The organism is Micromonospora sp. SCSIO 07396 (assembly GCF_053667945.1).
In genome coordinates this window covers 2,851,290-2,869,123 of the sequence record NZ_CM132210.1, presented here as the reverse complement: position 1 = coordinate 2,869,123, position 17,834 = coordinate 2,851,290, and the positions used below count along the sequence as shown (strand labels likewise).

Annotated in this window: 14 protein-coding genes; 9 read left to right on the top strand and 5 right to left on the bottom strand. The window is 73.6% G+C overall.

Going from position 1 to position 17,834, the window contains the following annotated elements:
• Positions 1-24: 24 nt before the first annotated feature.
• Positions 25-723: a TetR/AcrR family transcriptional regulator gene (locus ACWCHM_RS12295; RefSeq protein WP_454222494.1), complete on the top strand. Its 699-nt coding sequence runs from the start codon at positions 25-27 to the stop codon at positions 721-723.
• Here ACWCHM_RS12295 and ACWCHM_RS12290 read toward each other — a convergent pair.
• Both ACWCHM_RS12290 and ACWCHM_RS12285 read right to left on the bottom strand, forming a co-directional pair.
• Positions 654-1,472, bottom strand: coding sequence for an IclR family transcriptional regulator domain-containing protein (locus ACWCHM_RS12290; protein ID WP_454222493.1), 819 nt, complete (start codon positions 1,470-1,472; stop codon positions 654-656). The genes ACWCHM_RS12295 and ACWCHM_RS12290 overlap by 70 nt on opposite strands.
• Positions 1,473-1,534: 62 nt before the next feature.
• Positions 1,535-2,995 carry an amidohydrolase family protein gene (locus ACWCHM_RS12285; RefSeq protein ID WP_454222491.1) on the bottom strand — a complete coding sequence of 487 codons (1,461 nt, stop codon included), beginning with the start codon at positions 2,993-2,995 and terminating at the stop codon, positions 1,535-1,537.
• A gap of 249 nt (positions 2,996-3,244) precedes the next feature.
• On the opposite strand from ACWCHM_RS12285, the gene ACWCHM_RS12280 reads away from it, so the two are divergent.
• The 8 genes from ACWCHM_RS12280 to ACWCHM_RS12245 all read left to right on the top strand — a co-directional run bounded on the left by ACWCHM_RS12280 (position 3,245) and on the right by ACWCHM_RS12245 (position 13,629).
• Positions 3,245-4,405, top strand: coding sequence for a CaiB/BaiF CoA transferase family protein (locus ACWCHM_RS12280; RefSeq protein WP_204959855.1), 1,161 nt, complete (start codon positions 3,245-3,247; stop codon positions 4,403-4,405).
• Positions 4,387-5,184 (top strand): citryl-CoA lyase, encoded by a 798-nt coding sequence (locus tag ACWCHM_RS12275; RefSeq protein WP_204959854.1) that lies wholly within the window; start codon positions 4,387-4,389, stop codon positions 5,182-5,184. Before ACWCHM_RS12280 ends, ACWCHM_RS12275 begins: the two co-directional genes overlap by 19 nt.
• Positions 5,185-5,222: 38 nt before the next feature.
• Positions 5,223-6,086: a DODA-type extradiol aromatic ring-opening family dioxygenase gene (locus ACWCHM_RS12270; RefSeq protein WP_204959853.1), complete on the top strand. Its 864-nt coding sequence runs from the start codon at positions 5,223-5,225 to the stop codon at positions 6,084-6,086.
• Positions 6,083-6,445 (top strand): hypothetical protein, encoded by a 363-nt coding sequence (locus tag ACWCHM_RS12265; protein WP_281897661.1) that lies wholly within the window; start codon positions 6,083-6,085, stop codon positions 6,443-6,445. Before ACWCHM_RS12270 ends, ACWCHM_RS12265 begins: the two co-directional genes overlap by 4 nt.
• 397 nt (positions 6,446-6,842) lie before the next feature.
• Entirely contained in the window at positions 6,843-8,966 is a 2,124-nt protein-coding gene (locus tag ACWCHM_RS12260; RefSeq protein ID WP_454222490.1) for a transporter substrate-binding domain-containing protein, read from the top strand.
• A 218-nt stretch (positions 8,967-9,184) separates the two neighbouring features.
• Complete coding sequence (locus ACWCHM_RS12255) at positions 9,185-9,955, top strand: lytic polysaccharide monooxygenase (RefSeq protein ID WP_454222489.1); 771 nt, start codon at positions 9,185-9,187, stop codon at positions 9,953-9,955.
• Between the two features lie 113 nt (positions 9,956-10,068).
• A complete protein-coding gene (locus tag ACWCHM_RS12250) occupies positions 10,069-10,608 on the top strand; it encodes a DUF305 domain-containing protein (RefSeq protein ID WP_454222488.1) in 540 nt (179 codons plus the stop codon).
• Between the two features lie 177 nt (positions 10,609-10,785).
• A complete protein-coding gene (locus ACWCHM_RS12245; RefSeq protein ID WP_281897649.1) occupies positions 10,786-13,629 on the top strand; it encodes an ATP-binding protein in 2,844 nt (947 codons plus the stop codon).
• Between the two features lie 25 nt (positions 13,630-13,654).
• Here the strand turns inward: ACWCHM_RS12245 and ACWCHM_RS12240 are convergent, their stop codons facing one another.
• The 3 genes from ACWCHM_RS12240 to ACWCHM_RS12230 all read right to left on the bottom strand — a co-directional run bounded on the left by ACWCHM_RS12240 (position 13,655) and on the right by ACWCHM_RS12230 (position 17,716).
• Entirely contained in the window at positions 13,655-14,410 is a 756-nt protein-coding gene (locus tag ACWCHM_RS12240) for a MerR family transcriptional regulator (protein ID WP_204959847.1), read from the bottom strand.
• Between the two features lie 199 nt (positions 14,411-14,609).
• Entirely contained in the window at positions 14,610-16,061 is a 1,452-nt protein-coding gene (locus tag ACWCHM_RS12235) for an ATP-binding protein (protein WP_454222487.1), read from the bottom strand.
• A complete protein-coding gene (locus ACWCHM_RS12230; protein ID WP_281897644.1) occupies positions 16,058-17,716 on the bottom strand; it encodes an FAD-dependent oxidoreductase in 1,659 nt (552 codons plus the stop codon). Before ACWCHM_RS12230 ends, ACWCHM_RS12235 begins: the two co-directional genes overlap by 4 nt.
• Positions 17,717-17,834 lie beyond the last annotated feature (118 nt).

Below are 17,834 nucleotides of genomic sequence, written 5' to 3'. Positions count from 1 at the left end.
CGACCTGCCGATAGGGTTCGGCGGATGAGCGTTGACACCGACCCCCGGCGACGACGGCTGGAGCCCGACGCCAGGCGGGGACAGATCCTCGCCTGCGCGGTACGGCTGTTCGGCGCGCGCCCGTACGCGGACGTGTCGACCACCGACGTCGCCCGCGAGGCCGGGGTGGCCCGGGGCCTGATCAACCACTACTTCGGCACCAAGAAGCAGCTCTACCTGGAGGTCGTCCGGGTGATGGTGATGGTGCCCGGGGTCGCCGTCGAACGGCTGCCCGACGGCGACCTGCGCACCCGGGTCGACGCCAGCGTCACCTGGTTCCTCGACGTGGTCTCCCGGCACCGGGACTCCTGGCTGGCCGCCGTGACCGCCGGCGACATGGGCCACGACGCCGACGTCGCCCGGGTGCTCACCGAGGCCGAGGAGGTCGCGGCGGACAGCGTGCTCGTCGCGGTGGGGCTGGCCGACGCCACGACCTGCCGGGCCGAGCTGCGCGGCATGATCCGGGCGTACGGCGGGCTGGCCATCTCGACCGCCAGGGAGTGGCTCCAGCGGGGCGCGCTGGACCGTGACCAGGTGCACCTGCTGTTGACCGCCACCCTGCTGACCATCGTGGAGCAGGTCTATCCGGCGATCGTCGGCTCGGCGCGGGCGGCTCAGGCCGGCGGGACCGGCTCGGGTCGTTTCACCGCCATCGGCACGGTGTCGAGCCGGGCCCAGTCCTGACTGATCGCGGCGGCGGTGCGCAGCAGGCGGGGCAGGTGGTCGTCGGTGAGCCGCTCCAGTGAGGTCTCGGCGGCGTGCACGGTGACGTTGAGCGCGGCCACCACCCGGCCGTCGCCGTCGCGTACCCCGGTGGCGACCGACCGGATGCCGGCAGCCAGGTCCTGGTCGGCCAGGGCCCAGCCGCGCGCCCGCACCTCACGCAGTTCCCGGTCCAGCTCGTCGCGGTCGGGCTGCCAGCGGGCGGCGATGCCGGAGCGGCTCGGCACGGCCAGCACGGCGGTGAGTTCCGCCGGGGTGAGGGCGGCCAGCAGCACCTTGCCCATCGAGGTGGCCACGGCCGGGAACCGGGTGCCGATGGTCACCGCGAGTGTGACGATCTTGGGCACCGCCACCCGGGACACGTAGACGATGTCGCTGCCGTCGAGCTGGGCCAGTGAGGTCGACTCGTCGGTCTCGGTCACCAGCTGCCGCATGTGCGGGCGGGCGACGTCCCAGATGCTCAGCGAGTTGACGTACGCCACGCCCAGCTCCAGCACCCGGGGGGTGAGCGCGAAGCCCCGGTCGGCGGCCCGCACGTAGCCCAGTTCCTCCAGGGTGAGCAGGATGCGGCGGACGGTGGGGCGGGCCAGCCCGGTCACCGCGGCGATCTCGCTGAGCGTCATCGTCGGCTGGCCCGGCCGGAAGCAGCGCAGCACGTCGAGGCCGCGCGCCAGCGCCTCGATGAAGTCGGTTCCGGTCTCGCGCCCCATGGAGTCCCTTCGCTGGCTGCCCCGCACCCGGCGGGCGGTCACCCGCCGGGTGCGTCGGATGGCTAATGTTTCCACTGTGCCGAGCCGGCGTCCCACTCGGTGTAGGTGTAGGGGTTGTCCAGCACCGCCGTCTCGGGGACGTCCGGGTTCATCCCCTTCTCCCAGGCGTCGACGCCCATGGCGTCGGTGAGGTGCTCGACGGTGCGTTCCACGGCGGCGCGGGCGGCGGCGAGGTCGACGTCGACCAGCCGGTGCTCGTGCTTGACCACCCGACCGTCGACCAGCACGGTGTGCACGTCGCCGCGTTGGGCCTGGAACACCACGTGGCCGTACGGGTGCAGGATCGGGAACATCACCGGCGACCGGTCGTTCTTGATCAGCACCACGTCCGCCCGGCGGCCCGGGGTGAGGGCGCCGACGAGGTGGTCGAGGCCGAGCGCCCGGGCACCGCCCCGGGTGGCCCACTCCACCACCTGCTCGGCGCGCAGGTGGCAGTGGGTGACGGTCTCCTGTCGACCGTGCGCCTCGAGGTGCTCCCGGGAGCGGTCGGCGCTGAGCGTGGCGCGCATCGCGGAGAACAGGTCGCCGCTCCACCAGACGCTGGTGTCCATGGACAGCGAGACCGGGATGTCGTGGTGGCGCAGCTGCCAGGTGGGCGGGTAGCCCTGGCCGGCGCTCTGCTCGCTCTCGGTGGACACCGAGACCGAGCCGCCGGTGGCCGCGATCCGGTGGTACGAGTCGCGGTTGAGGGTGGCGGCGTGCACGTAGACGGTCGACTCGGTCATGAACCCGTGCTCGTGCATGAGCCGGATGCCGTCGTCGTTGGTGGCCCCCCATACCCCGGCGTGGGTGGTGACCGGCACGCCGAGGTCCCGGGCGACCTCGAAGGCGGCCCGCTCGGGGAAGGCCGGGTCGCCGGTGACGTCGAAGGCCATCTGGAAGCCGAGCCGGTCGCCCCGGCCGTGGATGCGGCGGGTGACGAAGTCGCGGAACTCGGGGGTGGTGGCCCACTGCCACGGCCCCTGTTGCAGGTTGCCGTAGGCGAGCACGAACCGGCCCGGCACCGCCTCCAGGGCGTCGACGGCGGCGTCGGCGTGCTGCGGGGTCTGCAGGCCGTGTGACCAGTCCACGGTGGTGGTGACCCCGGCGTCGATCGCTTCGATGGCGGCGAGCAGGTTGCCGGCGTGGACGTCCTCGGGGCGGAACAGCTTGCCGGATTCCAGGTAGTACCAGACGAAGTACTGGGTCAGTGTCCAGTCGGCGCCGTAGCCGCGCATCGCGGTCTGCCACATGTGCCGGTGGGTGTCGATCATGCCGGGCATGACGATGCCGCCGGCCGCGTCGATCTCCCAGGTGCCCTCGGGCACGGCCAGTTCCGGGCCGACGGCGGCGATCCGGTCGTCGATCACCAGCACGTCGGCGCGGGGGAGCACCGTGCGGGCGTCGTCCATGGTCAGCACCAGGCCGTTGCGGAACACCACCGGCTGGCCCGCCGCCGGTGTCCGCCCCTCGTTCGCGCTCATCGCCGCCACTTCCGTTCGGGGTGCTTGCGGACGCTTGTCCGCTGTGCGGTCAGTTCAGGTTTCGCCAGTGTGTTACCGGTCACCGGCCATGTCAAGGGCACGTTACCGTCGCATGTCTGGTCGTTTACCAGGGCGTAGAGCTGGGAGTTTCCCGAGAATTCCTTCGGGGTGGTTGACGTTCCACGGGCTCGTCGGGAAACTGGCTCAGCGGACATTCGTCCGCCTGGCGGCCAGCGTGAGGGGTGGGGTATGGCAGAGGAGACACCGGGCCGGACCGGTCCGCTGCACGGCGTCGTGGTGGCCGACTTCTCCCGCATCCTCGCCGGGCCGTACGCCACCATGCTGCTGGCCGACCTCGGCGCCGAGGTGATCAAGGTGGAGGGGCCCGGCGGCGACGACACCCGCACCTGGATGCCCCCGGTCCGCGACGACGTCTCCACCTACTACCTCGGCATCAACCGCAACAAACGGTCCATCGCGCTCGACCTCAAGGACCCCGACGACCTGGCCGTGGCGCACAAGCTGGCCGCCCGCGCCGACGTGCTGATCGAGAACTTCAAGCCCGGCGGGCTGCGCCGCTTCGCCCTGGACTACGACACCGTGGCCGCCGGCAACCCGCGGGTGGTCTACGCCTCGATCAGCGGCTTCGGCACCGGCGCGGGCGCGGCCTACCCGGGTTACGACCTGATGGTGCAGGCGATCTCCGGACTGATGAGCCTCACCGGTGACCCGGACGGCCCGCCCTACCGGGCCGGCATCTCCGTGTTCGACGTGATGGCCGGGCTGCACGCGTCGATCGGCATCCTCGCCGCCCTGCACCACCGGCACGACTCCGGGCGCGGCCAGCACGTCGAGGTCAACCTGCTCTCCTCGGCGCTGTCCGGCCTGGTCAACCACAGCAGCGGCTACGTCGCGGGCGGAGTGGTGCCCTTCCGGATGGGCAACGCCCACCCCAGCCTCTTCCCGTACGAGCCGCTGCCGGTCGCCGACGGCGAGCTGATCGTCATCGCCGGCAACGACGGGCAGTTCCGCCGGCTCTGCCAGGTGCTCGACCTGCCGGAGCTGGTCGACGACCCCCGGTTCACCCGCAACCAGGACCGCACCGCCAACCGGGAGGAGCTGCGCCCGCTGCTGGTCGAACGGCTGCGCCGGCGCACCCGCGACGAGTGGTTCACCGACCTGATGGCCGCCGGGGTGCCCTGCGCCCCGATCAACACCATCGACGGCGGGGTCGCCCTCGCCGAACGCCTCGGGCTGGACCCGGTGGTCACCGTCGGCGAGGGCGCCGCCGCGGTGCCCGGCATCCGGCACCCGATCACCCTTTCGGACACCCCCGCGCGGTACGGCACCCCGCCGCCCGCGCTCGACGAACACGGCGAGGAGATCCGCGCGTGGCTGACCGGCAGCTAGACTTCCCGACCTCGATCGGCACCTCCGACCCGACCACCATCCGGCTGCTCGGTCAGGACCTGGCCGGCGACCTGATGGGCCGGGTGGGCTTCGGTGAACTGGCCTTCTGGCTGGTCGCCGGGCGTCGCCCCGGCCCCGGCGAGGTACGCGTCTTCGAGACCGTCCTGGTCGCCCTGGCCGACCACGGCTTCACCCCCACGGCGATCGCCGCCCGGCTGACGTACCTCAGCGCGCCGGAGGCGTTGCAGGGCGCGATCGCCGCCGGCCTGCTCGGCGGCGGCTCCCGCTTCCTCGGCGTCACCGAGGACTGCGGCAGGTTCCTCGCCGACACCCTCGCCGGTCTCACCGACCCGCCCACCGACGACGCCGGCTGGGACGCCGTCGCCCTGGACGCGGTGCGCGCCGCCCGCGCCGCCCGGCGTCTGGTGCCGGGGCTCGGCCACCCGGTGCACAAGGAGACCGACCCGCGCACCCCGGTGCTGATCGCGATCGCTGAGCAGGAGGGGCTGCGCGGGCCGCACCTGCGGCTGTTCGAGGCGATCGGCCGGGTCCACCCGCAGGTGCTCGGCCGCACCCTGCCGCTCAACGGCGCGGGGGTGTGCGGCGCGGCCCTGGCCGACCTCGGCCTGCCGATCGACCTGCTACGCGGCTTCGCCCTGCTGGCCCGCACCGCCGGTCTGCTCGGCCACCTCGCCGAGGAGCGCCGCCGCCCGCTCGGCATGGACATCTACCACACCGTCGACCGCAACGCCCGGTACGTGCCGGACGACGCCGACTGATCCCCCCACCACCTTTACCGTCTGCGAGAGGAGCGGCCATGGCCCAGGTCGTCGCGGTCATCGCCTCCACCCACCATCCGTTCTACTACCGCGCCACCACGGCCACCGGCGAGGACCGGCCCCCGTTCGCCGACGAGTGGGCCCGCAAGATCCTTGCCTTCCGGGAGACCCTCACCCGGGCCAGGCCGGACGTGCTGGTGATGGTCGGCTCCGACCACTTCCACCAGCTCTGGCTGGACAACATGCCGCAGTTCCTGGTCGGCAAGGCCCCGTTCTACGACGCCAACTGGTACAACGAGGAACGCGAGTTCGGCCTGCCCAAGATGCTGCTGCGCGGCCAGGAGGACCTGTCGGCCCACGTGCTGCGCGCCGGCCTGGACGCCGGGTTCGACCTGGCCTTCAGCAACGAGCTAAGGATCGACCACAGCATCACCTGCCCGATCATCACGCTGCGGCCCGAGGCGGACCTGCCGATCGTGCCGATCTACACCAACATCTTCGCCCCGCCGCTGCCGCAGCCGAAACGGTTCGTCCAGCTCGGCGCGGCCATCCGGGAGATCGTCGAGAGCTGGCCCAGCCACCTGCGGGTGGCCGTCATCGGCACCGGCCACCTGTCGCTGGAGCTGGGCGGGCCGCGCCAGTTCGGCCCGCAGGGCCCGGACCCGGAGTTCGACCGCCGGGCGGTGGAGTGGATCGCCAACGGCGACCTCGACGGCTGCCTGTCCGAGGTGACCCTGGACAGCCTGCACGCCCCCGGCAACGCCACCCACGGCTTCATGGACTTCATGCTGATGATGGGGGTGGCCGGCGCGGGCGCCAAGGCCGACCACGTGGACACCCTGGACCTGTTCCACACCATGGAGGCGTACTTCACCTGGTACCCGAACGGAGCGCCGGCATGAGCCGCTACCTGGTCGACAAGTTCCTCTACACCGTCGACCGCGATCCGGAGCTGGTCGAGCGTTACCGCACCGACCCGCTGGGCACGGTGACCTGGTGGGAGACCGAACGGGCCAACGCCGTCCTCAACTGCCACGCCGGTGAGGCGAGCACCTGGCTGCGCTTCACCGACGAGGAACGCGACGCGCTGGCCAGCCACGACCACGTGAGGCTCTTCGCCCTCGGTGCGCACCCGTTCCTCACCCTGACCCTGTTCATCGCCATGTTCGAGCGGGACCACCCCGAGCCGATGGCCTACCAGAAGCAGTACGGCCTGCGGCTGGCCCACTTCTCGCTGCCCTACCCCGACATCGCCACCTGACGCCAGCCGAAGGGCCGGTCGGCGCTGCCGGCGTCCCGGGTCACCCGACCGGTCACCCCCGAGGGCGACGACCGGATCGAGCCTGCCGGGTGCCTCCCGCTGGCCCGCAGCCGGTACCTCGACCGGCTCCGCCCGGGGGAACGCGCCCGCGGCGAGGCCAGGCACGCCACCCCGCCCGGCCGGGCTCCGGCCCTGACCGGCCACCCGACGGCGCTGTCGTCGGGGAGGGCAGGCACCCCGCACGGTCCGGGTCCGGTTACCGACAGCCGGCCTGGCCGACCGGGGGATGCGGGCCGGTCGACAGGCTGGTGATCTGAGTACGACTCCGATGTGGACCCGGCCGGGGAACGGGACGAGGCCGGGCCGCTGCCGCTCGTCACCCGTCGGGATGGTGCCCATGCTTGCGCGCGTCCGCCGCCTGCCCGGCCGGGTACCTCTGCGGGCGGACCCGTGGCGCGGGAGCGGCCCGTTCCTGGCGCTGGCGCTGGTGGCCGTGTCCACCGCCGCGTTCTCCCTGGTCGCGTCGAAGAGCCCGACCATCGCGGACTACCTGCGGCGCTCCTCGATCGCCGGCCGCGCGCTGCGGGCGGGCGTGCTGGCCGACCAACCCCTGCTGAGCACCCGGATCGACACCCCGAACGTCGAGGACCCGAAAGCCAAGGTCCGGTTTACCGGCTTCGACGCCAGCCTGGCCACCTATCTGGGTCGGTCGATCGGGGTGCCCGTCGAATTCGTGCCGCTGGAGCCGACAGAACGGTTGGACGCGTTGGCCTCGGGCCGGGTCGACGTCGCCTTCGCCGGTCTGGTGATCACCGCGGAGCGGCAACGCGTCGTCGAGTTCGCCGGCCCCTACCTGATCGGCTATACCGTGTTGGCCACCCGCGGCAACCGGCCAACCGGCCCGGGGCGGGATCGGCTGTGCGTGGTGCCGGGGTCCGGCGCCGCGGCCGACGCCACCCGGCTGGGAAACCCCCTGCTGCTCGCCCGGGATCTGCGGCAGTGCTTCGCGGCCGTACGCGCCGGCCGGGCCGACGGGGTGGCCGGTGACGAGATCCTGCTGCGTGGCCTGGTCTGGGCCGCGGAACCGGGGTGGAGGATAGACGATATTCCCGGCACCGCGTCGGCCGCGTACGGCATCGGGGTGGCCCGGGACGATCCCGCGCTGAAGGCCCTGGTCGACTCGTTCCTGGTGGCCAGCTGGCGGAAGGGCAAGCGCGGAGCCTGGGAGAGGGCGATGGAGGACACCCTGCGCAGGGCGGGGTTCACCGGTTCGCAACCGTACGCGCCGGGGCGGCTGCTGCGCGACGGCAGCGACGGGCAGGACGGAACGGGTGGGATCGTCGGTCTGCCGGCGGTGGTGCCACCCGTGGTGGCGGCGCGTCGGGGTCGGACGGTGGCGCACCGGCGACGACGCCGGACGCTGGGGCGGGTGGTGACCCGCCGGCCGGTCGCCGCCGCGCCCACCCCGTCGGGCGAGCCGGAACCGGGCGGTGCTCCGTCGGGGGTGTGGTCGCTGCTGGTCGGCGTGCCGGTCGCGGTGTCCGCGCTGTACCTGTGGATCCAGTCCGGTGGGGACCGCCAGTTCACCCTGATGCTGGCCCAGAGCGTCAACCCGATCAACTTCCTGGCCGCGGTCAGCCTGTCCGTGGTGTGGGTCTTCCCCGCTCTGCCCGCCCTGGTCTTCACTATCGGCGCGGTGGTGCTCGGCGCGGCGGTCGACGATGCCGACCGGCGGCGGCTGCGGGACCGGTACGCGGTGGCGCGCTGGACGGCCCGGGCACCGGGATGGGTGGTGTGGGGCAGCATCCTGGCCGCCGCCGCCAGCACCCCGTTGGTGTTCGCCCCGGCCTGGGCGTTGGCGCTGCGGGTCGTCGGTCGACGCGGGGCCGACGGGCGCAACGGCGGGTTCCTACCGGCTCGCGGCTGGGCGTTGGCGGGCCTGCTGCTCTGCGTCGCGATCGTCGGGGCGGCCGTCGCGGCGGCCCTCGTCGAGGGGGAGGAGGCGCTCGCCCTGATCGCCGGCTGGCCGGCCGTGCTGCTGCTGACCGGTGCCGACGGGCCGTTGCGTCCGGGTCGGGTGGCGGCCTTCGTCCGGACCGCCGCCGTGCTGGCCGTCCTACTCACGATGGGCGTGCTGCACACGGTGGTGAGCACGCCGATCCTGCCGTCCACCGCGATCCAGGTGGCGGTGCCGACGGCCGCGCCGCCCACCCCCGGCCCGTCGGGGTCACCGGCCGCGGGCGATCCGGACACCGACCCGCCGACCCGCCAGTTGCGCGGGTACGTCGTCTCGACGGACGACGAGTCGACCACCGTGCTGTCCGACCGGGGCGGGGTGGAGATCGTCGCCAACGACCAGATCAGGTCGCGGGTGTCCTGCCCCAGCCTGGTCGATCTGCCGGGCGACTCGGCGGAACTCTTCGGGCTGCCGCTGCGGGAGTCGTTGCTCAAGGCGTTGGCCCGTCGGCAGCGGCCGACGACGGTGCAGGACCCGCGCTGCCTGCTGCGCCTCGACGGCTAGGCTCGGCCGCCCTCGCGGACGGTCGGCTCCGCGGCGTCCACCGGCCGAGCGGAGAAAAATCGTAAGGACGCTTTACTGTTAACAATCTTTAATTTACCGTGATGACAGTCGTCCCGAGGTGGATCCGATCCGACCGGGTGCGGGGTCGCCGGACGGCCCGGGTCCACCCGAGGTCCACCGAGCCCGCCCGGACCGGCTCGACCGTCGAGGAGTGCGTCATGCGTCGAACCATCACCGTCCCCCTGGTGGCGACAGGTGCCGTCGTCACCTCCCTGGGCCTCGCCGCGCCCGCCCAGGCCCACGGCTACGTCTCCGCCCCACCCAGCCGCCAGGCCCTCTGCGCCCAGGGCAAGGTGCCCGACTGCGGTCAGATCCGCTACGAGCCGCAGAGCGTCGAAGGCGTCAAGGGGCTGCGCAGTTGCAGCGCCGGGATCACCCAGTTCGACGTCCTGAACGACGACAACCGGGGCTGGCCGGCCACCCCGGTCGGCAGCACCGTGACCTTCACCTGGGTGAACACCGCCCGGCACGCCACCAGCAACTGGGAGTACTTCATCGGCGGCACCCGGGTCGGCGTCGTCGACGGCGGCGGCCGGCAACCCGACGCCACCGTCTCGCACACCGTCAACCTCGGCGGCTTCACCGGCCGGCAGAAGATCCTGGCGGTCTGGAACATCGCCGACACCGCCAACGCCTTCTACTCCTGCGTGGACGTGCAGATCGGCGGGACCGGCCCCACCCCCACCCCCACCCCCACCCCGGGCCCGTCGCCGACCCGCACCCCGGGCCCCACGCCGACCCCGACCCGTACGCCTACCCCCACCCCCACCGCGCCGCCGACCGCCGGTGGCAGTTGGACGGCCGGCCGCAGCTACCAGGTCGGCGACGTGGTCACCTACCAGGCGGTGAGCTACCGGTGCCGGCAGGCGCACACCGCCCTGCCGGGCTGGGAGCCGCCGTACGTGCCCGCCCTGTGGACCCGGATCTGACCCGGCCGCCGACCATGCCGCCGCGTCGACCGGGCGTCGCGCCCCCACCCGCCGCCGGCCCCCGATCAGCCGGCGGCGGGCCCGGCCGCCGACGCCTGGGTGCCGTGGCCGCCGTGACGGCCCTGCTGCTCGCCGGATGCGCGCCCGCCGGGTCCCCGGCCGCCCCCGCGCCGACGCCGTCGGGCACGACCACCGTGGTCGACGGCCTAGACCTGGTGTTCCTGCACGCCATGACGGCCCACCAGGAGCGGACCCTGGCCATCGTCCGGGCCGCGCCGCAGCGGATCCGGGAACCCCGGTTGCGCATCCTCGTCGCGGCGATCGACGCCACCGAGACCGACGAGGTGGCCCAGGCCCGCCGGTGGATCGCCACCGCCGGCCCGGACACCGGCCAGCACCGGCACAACCACCCCGACCCGGGCGGCACCGGCGACCCGATGGCGCTGCTGCGCGGCACCCCGGAAGCCGGCTACGACGCCGCCCTGGTGGCGGTGCTGGTGCCCCAGCAACGGCAGGCCGCCGCGCTGGCCCGGGCGCACCTGGCGGTGGCGGTCGCCCCGGCCGTCCGCGACCTGGCCCGGCGCATCGACGAGTCCCGTACCGCGCAGCTGCGACTGATCGCCGCGCTGCCGGTCGCCCCGCCCACCGGCTGAGCACCGACCGGCGATGCGACGCCGACGCCACGGCGGAACGGCCGGTTCCCCCACCCGTACGGTCAGCAGGCCGAACCGTTCGGTCGCCCCCGCGACATCGATGTTCCTCGTGTTTCCGACCACCGGTATAGTCCCGGCAATCCCCATTGGAGTGTCGCAGGGAAAACCGTGATCTGCGTGACGGCAGCTGGGCTGGAGGATGCGCTGTCCGGCTCACCATTCGTCGGACGGCGGCCGGAGATCGCCCGCATCCGCGCCGCCCACGCCGACAGCGTCCGCACCGGCACCCAGGTGGTGTGCGAGGTGGTCGGCGACCCGGGGATCGGCAAGACCCGGCTCGTCCACGCCGCGCTGGACGGCTGCGTGCCGGCCCTGCCCCGGGCGGTCGGCACCTGCGTGGAGGCCGAACGGGACATCCCGTTCCACGTCTTCCGGCACGCCTTCGGCGCCCCCCACCCCGTGAGCATCGACCCGCAGCACCCCACCGACGTATCCGACGGCCTGCCGACCGTGCCCGGCGTCGGCCCGCTCGACGGACGCCAGTTCCGCACCTACCAGCTGGCCCGCCGGCTGCTCACCCTCGCCGCCCGGGACGGGCTGGCCCTGGTCCTGGACGACCTGCACTGGGCCGACAGCTCGTCCACCGGGCTCGTCACCCACCTGCTGCGCTACCCGGTGCCCGCGCCGCTGCTGCTGATCCTGGTCTACCGGCCGCGCCAGCTCGACACCGCGATGCCGTTCGGCCCGCCCGACGACGGTGTCCCCGGCGGCCGGCGTCGGGAACGGATCGAACTGGGACCGCTCAGCCTCGCCGACACCGTCGAGCTGTACCCGCACGACGACCCCACCGACCTGGGCCGCCGCCACGACCAGGCCGCCGGGAACCCCGGCTACCTCGCCGCGCTGGACGGCGTCGGGTCGGCCGACGGCGACCAGGACTCCCCGTCAACCACCGGGCCCCGACTCACCGACCGGGCCGTGGCCACCCTGCGCGCCGAGTGGGCCGGCCTGTCCCCGGTCGACGCGACCTGCCTGCGTGCCGCGGCCGTGTGCGGCACACCCTGCGCAGTGGACCTGCTCGCCGAGGTCGCCGGCCTGCCGGCCCCGCAGGTGACCGAGTCCGCCTGGCGACTGGTCCGCCGGGACCTGCTGCGGGTCGTCCCGGCCACCGCACGGTTCACCTTCCGGCACCCGGTGCTGCGGGTGGCGGTCGTGCAGGACACCGACCCGGCCTGGCGGGCGGAGGCACACCACCGGGCGTTGACCGTGCTGCTCGCCCGGCAGGCCCCGCCGGCCGAGCGGGTGGCGCAGGCCGAACACCTGCTCGGCCTGCCCCACGGCCGGCCGGTCGGACCCTACGTCGACGTGCTCTGCCGGGCCGCCGAGCAGATCCGCGGCGACGCCCCGGAACTGGCCGTCCGCTGGCTGCGGACGGCACTGCGCGCGGTACGCCCCCCGGCCGGCTCCCCGGACTGCCGGCACGACGTCACCCTGCTGCTGGCCCGGATCACCGGCGAGATGGGCAACCTCGCCGAGAGCCGCACCCTGCTGCGGGAGGTCGTGCCCGAGCTGCCCGTCGACCCGACCGGCCGCCGGGTCGCCGCCGTCGCCCAGTGGGTACGGGTGGAACGCCTGCTCGGCAACTATGCCGAGGCCGCCGCGATCAGCCGCCGGGAACTGGTCGGCACACCCACGCCGACCGCCGGGGCGTACCAGCTTGCCACCGAACTCGGCGCGATCGGCATCCTGTCCGGCCACCCGTCACCGGTGCCCGGCGGCGCACCCGACGGTGCGGCCAGCGGCATCGACCGGGCCGGCCTGCTCGCCGTACGCGGACTCGCCGCCGCCCACGACGGCGAGGTGCAGATCGCCCGGGAGCTGCTCGCCGCCGGCGCGCCGATCGTCGACGCGCTGCCCGACCGGGACCTGCGCGAGCGTCCCGACTGCCTGCTGGCGTTCGGGCTGGCCGAGCTGTTCCTGGAACGCCCCGCCGATGCCACCCGGCACCTCGACCGGGGGATCGCCCTGGTCCGCGACGCCCACCGCGACGACGGCCTGTGCCAACTGCTGCTCGGCCGCAGCCAGGTCGCCTACCACCGGGGCCAGCTCGGCGCCGTGATCGGGCTGACCACCGAGGCCGGCGGCATCGCCCGCCGGATCGGCAGCCGTTCCCTGCTCAGCTTCGCCCTCGCCTTCGAGGCACAGGCCACCGCGTGGCGGGGCGGCCCACGCGACGACGACCGGGCGGTGGCCCTGGCCCGCACCGCCGTGGACCTCGCCAACGACCTCGACAGCTGGTCGGGACGGACCGCGGCGACCGCGCTGGCCACCGCGACGCTGCTCGCCGGGGACCCCGCCACCTGTGTGGAGATGCTCACCGACGCCGGTGGCGACAGCCGGCTCACCCGCCTGCAGGCCTCCCTGCGACCGATGTGGCACGAACTGCTCTGCGCCGCCGCCCTGGCCGCCGGGGACCTGCCGGAGGCGTACCGGCGGGCCCGCGCCGCGTTGGCCGACGCCGACCTGCTCGGCCTGCCCGGCCAGCACGCCTTCGCCGAATCGGCGTACGGGGAGGTGCTGCTCGCCCGGGGCGAGGTGCTGACGGCGCTGCCGTACCTGCGCACCGCGGCGGACCGGTTCCGGGCCGCCGGCATGACGCTGCGGCACAGCCTCGCCCTGGTCGCCATCGCCCGCGCCTCCGAGGCGGTGGACCAGCACGGCCCCGCCGTGCGGGCCCGCCGCCGGGCAGAGGAACTGGCCGCCCGGTGCGGCACCGAACGGGTCGGCCTGCGTCTGGCCCGGCCGGTGCGGGCGCTCGCCGAGACCGCCCTGACCGACCGGGAGTGGCACATCGCCCGGCTGGCCAGCACCGGCGTCACCAACCGGCTGATCGGCCGTCAGCTGCACATCAGCCCCCGTACCGTGGAGGCGCACCTGACCCGGATCTACCGCAAGGCGGGTGTGGAGTCCCGGTCCGGTCTGGTCGCCTGGGTGTCCCGTTTCGACGACACCGACCGCTGAGGCCCGCATCCCGGTCCGGGCGGCGTCAGCCCTTGTCGACCAGAGCGCCGTTCCCGACCGGCCCGGCCTGCGGGCCGTTGTTGTCCAGCAGGCCCGCGATGTGCGCCTCGGCCTGGTGCTCCACCGCCAGCCGGAACGCCTCGGTGAGCACGTTGACCACCCCCTGGGTCAGCAGGATCGTCTCCCGGTCCCCGTCGGACCACGACGGCCGGGACCCGCCGCCACCCAGTTCGGGGGCGAGGGTCAACATCCGGGCGGTGACCGCCGCGACCAGTTCGTCGGCGAGGGGCTGGACGCTGTCGAGCACCTCACTGAGCGCCTGCAACGCCGGCACCGTGCCCATCCGGACCCGGTGCAGGTCCAACGCGGCACGCAACGGCCGGGGCCGCACCGTGCGCACCGTCCCGTCCGGCGCCCGCCCGATCACCCCGTGCCGGGTCAGCGCGTGGGTCAACGCGGGCCGTTCGGCAGCCAGCCGTTGCAGCATCGCGGTCATCCCGTCGGGGGTGTCGTCCCCGGCCCGGACACCGAGCATCGCCTCGATGGAGACCAGGTTGAAGCCCTGCCGTTGCAGGGTCAGGATGGCCTCCAGCCGGCGGACGTGGGAGTCGTCGTAGAGCGCTACCCGACCCCGGCGTACCGGGGGTGCCAGCAGTCGGCGGGCCTGGTGGGCACGGATGTTCCGCGCCGACATGCCCACCTTGCGGGCGAGTTCCTCCACGGTGTAGCCGACCGGGGTACCGGCGGTCGCCGGCCCGGTCGTCAACCGGTCGATGGTCACGGTGGCCTCCGCCTGCGTCGGGGACGGGGTACGGCGACCTACCGGCCGGTTGCGGCGGACGGCAGACCCCCCGGGCCGAGCGTATGGCCGGGCCTCTCCCGCGCGACATAAGGGGAACCACTACTTGCCCCCACCGGCGACCAACCATTATCCTCCGTGACCGCGCGATCACGCAGGCCCTGGACGGAACGGTTCGCTGTCAGCGTCCCGGGGCGTCGGTGGCGCGGGCCGGCGCGGTGAACGGCAGCAGCACCCGGAACACGGTCGCCCCCGGCGCACTCTCCACCCGGATGTCGCCGTGGTGCTTGTTGACCACGATCCGGTACGAGATGTCGAGTCCCAGCCCGGTGCCCTCACCGACGGCCTTGGTGGTGAAGAACGGTTCGAAGATACGCGGCCGGACTGCCTCGGGAATCCCCGGTCCCGTGTCGACGATCTCGACGGCCAGCAGGTCGCCGGCTCGACCGGTGCGCAGCGTCAGGGTGCCCGCAGGGCCCATCGCCGACAGGGCGTTGTCGATCAGGTTCGTCCACACCTGGTTCAGTTCGGCCGCGTACGCCGGGACGGGTGGCAGGTCCCGGTCGTACTCCCGGACGACCCGGACCCCCGGCGGGACCTTGGCCTTGAACATGACCAGGGTGGCGTCGAGCAGGTCGTGCACGTCCACCACCTGGTGCGGGGCGCGGTCCAGTTGCGAGTACTGCTTGGCCGCGCCGACCAGGGTGGAGATCCGGGTGACCGCGTCGTCGATCTCGGCCATCAACTGCTCGGTGTCCAGCGTGTACGACAGCCATCGCACCGCCGACTCCAGGTCCTGCTGGCCGACCACCTCGCGGACCTGCTCCAGCCACGCGGTGTCCAGACCGGCGGCGACCAGCGTCGGCGCCAGGTCCCAGCCGGCGGTGACCCGCTGTTCGTCCAGCCAGTCGGCCAACGCGTCCTCGGCGTCGCTGGCCGCCATCGGGGACAGCTGCGGCGCGCGGGCGGCCCGCTTCACCGCCTCCTCCTGCAACTCCACCAGGGTGTGCAGCCGGCTGCCGTCGAGCCGGCCGTCGGCGATCATCGCCAGCTTGTGCCGCATCCCGGCGACCCGGTCGCGCAGCGCCGAGGTGGCCCGCACCGCCGCGCCGGCCGGGTTGTTCAGCTCGTGGGTGAGCCCGGCCGACAGCGAACCCAGGGCGAGCAGCCGTTCCCGCTCGCCGATGATGGTCTGGGTGTCGCGCATGCCGAAGAACAGCCCCTCCAGCAGGTGCATGGCCATCGGGAACCAGGTACGCACCGCGTGGGCGAACGTCTCGGCGGGCAGCACCAGGAACGCGGCGTCGGTGACCGCCCGCAGCGTGTTCAGGTAGACCTGGTCGACCTGCCCGCCGAGGTATGCCTGGGTGGCCCCGCCGTACACGCCGCGCTGGTCGGTGCGGGTGACCTCCAGGTCGTCGCCGTGTACCCGTCGGCTCATCGACACGGTGCCGGACAGCAGGGTGAAGAAGCAGGTCGCCGGCTCGCCCTCGGCGTAGACGACGGTGCCGCCGGCCCGGTGCTCGACCCGGCCGTGTTCGGCCAACCAGTCGAGCTGGCCGGCGTCGAGGGCGGCGAACAGGAACAGCTCGCGCAGGTGCTCCGGGGTGAGTCGTTCGTCGGAGTCGCTCACTGTGCCTCCAGATAACGGTGTACCAGCGAGACGGCCATCGCACCCTCACCGACCGCCGAGGCGACCCGCTTGACCGAGGCGGCCCGCACGTCACCGGCGGCGAACACCCCCGGCAGGCTCGACTCCAGGTGGTACGGGTCACGGGCGAGGGTCCACCCTGGTGGTTTCCGGCCACCCGCCGTCAGGTCGGGGCCGGCGACGATGAAGCCCCGCCCGTCGCGGACCAGCACCCCGTCCAGCCATTCGGTGCGTGGCTCCGCGCCGATGAAGATGAACAGCCACGAGGCGTCCACCTCGTGGACGTCGCCGCTGCGGGTGTCCCGCAGTCGTAGCCGTTCCAGGTGGTCGTCGCCCTCGCCACCGACCACCTCGGTGTGCGGGTGCACCACGATCCGGTCGTTGCGGTCCAACTGCTGGATCAGGTACGACGACATCGACGCGGTGAGGTCCGCGCCCCGGATCAGCAGGTGCACCCGGCTGGCGTACCGGGAGAAGTGCACCGCCGCCTGGCCTGCGGAGTTGGCCCCGCCGACGATCCAGACGTCCTGGTCGACGCAGCTGGGCGCCTCGGTCGACGCCGCGCCGTAGAACACCCCGCGCCCGGTCAGGTCGGCCAGGCCCGGCGCGTCGAGCACCCGGTAGGAGACCCCGGTGGCCAGCACCACCGTGTGCGCGGCGATCGTGCTGCCGTCGCCGAAGTGCAGCAGCCGGGCCGCCCCGGCGCTCTCCAGCCCCACCACCTCGCGGGTGCTGAGCAGCTCCGCGCCGAACTTCAGCGCCTGCCGGCGGGCCCGGTCGGTGAGCTGGGCGCCGGAGACCCCGTCGGGGAATCCGAGGTAGTTCTCGATCCGGCTGCTCTGCCCGGCCTGGCCGCCGGTGGCCCGCCGCTCCACCAGCACGGTGCGCAGCCCCTCCGACGCCCCGTAGACGGCCGCGCCGAGCCCGGCCGGGCCGCCGCCGACGACCACCAGGTCGTAGAAGTCGGCGGACGGGGCGACGGTGAGCCCGGCCACCGCCGCCAGTTCCGCCTCCGTCGGGGCGACCAGCGCCTTGCCGTCCGGGGTGACCACCAGCGGTACGTCGGTGGCGGCGGCCCCGGCGGCGGCGAGCAGCCGACCGCCCTCCGGGTCGTCGGTGAGCAGCCAGCGGTAGGGCACCAGATTGCGGGCGAGGAAGTCGCGGACCGCGAACGACGGGGCCGACCAGCGGTGCCCGACCACCCGGATCTCGTCGCTGGCCTGGTCGGGGCTGGTCGCCCAGGCCTCCAGCAGGGTGTCCACCACCGGGTAGAGCTTCTCCTCCGGCGGGTGCCACGGCTTGAGCAGGTAGTGGTCCAGGTCGACCACGTTGATCGCGTCGATCGCCGCCTCGGTGTCGGCGTACGCGGTCAGCAGCACCCGGCGGGCGGCGGGGAAGAGATCCATCGCGGCCTCCAGGAACTGGATGCCGTTCATCTCGGGCATCCGGTAGTCGGCCAGCATCACCGCCACCCGTTCGCCCCGCAGCTTGATCTCCCGCAGCGCCTCCAACCCGCCGGTGCCGGAGTCGGCCCGGACCACCCGGTAGCGGTCGCCGTAGCGGCGGCGGATGTCACGGGCGACCGCCCGGGAGACGGCGGGGTCGTCGTCGATGGTGAGGATCACCGGCTGTGCCATGGTGCCCATGTAAGCACAGCCGTCGGGCCGGTCGTCCGGGCCGCCGACGGCGGCCCTGGAGTGGGCGGTCCGACGGTGGTTATCCGTTGGTTTTCTCCCGGACACGGCCTATGGTGGG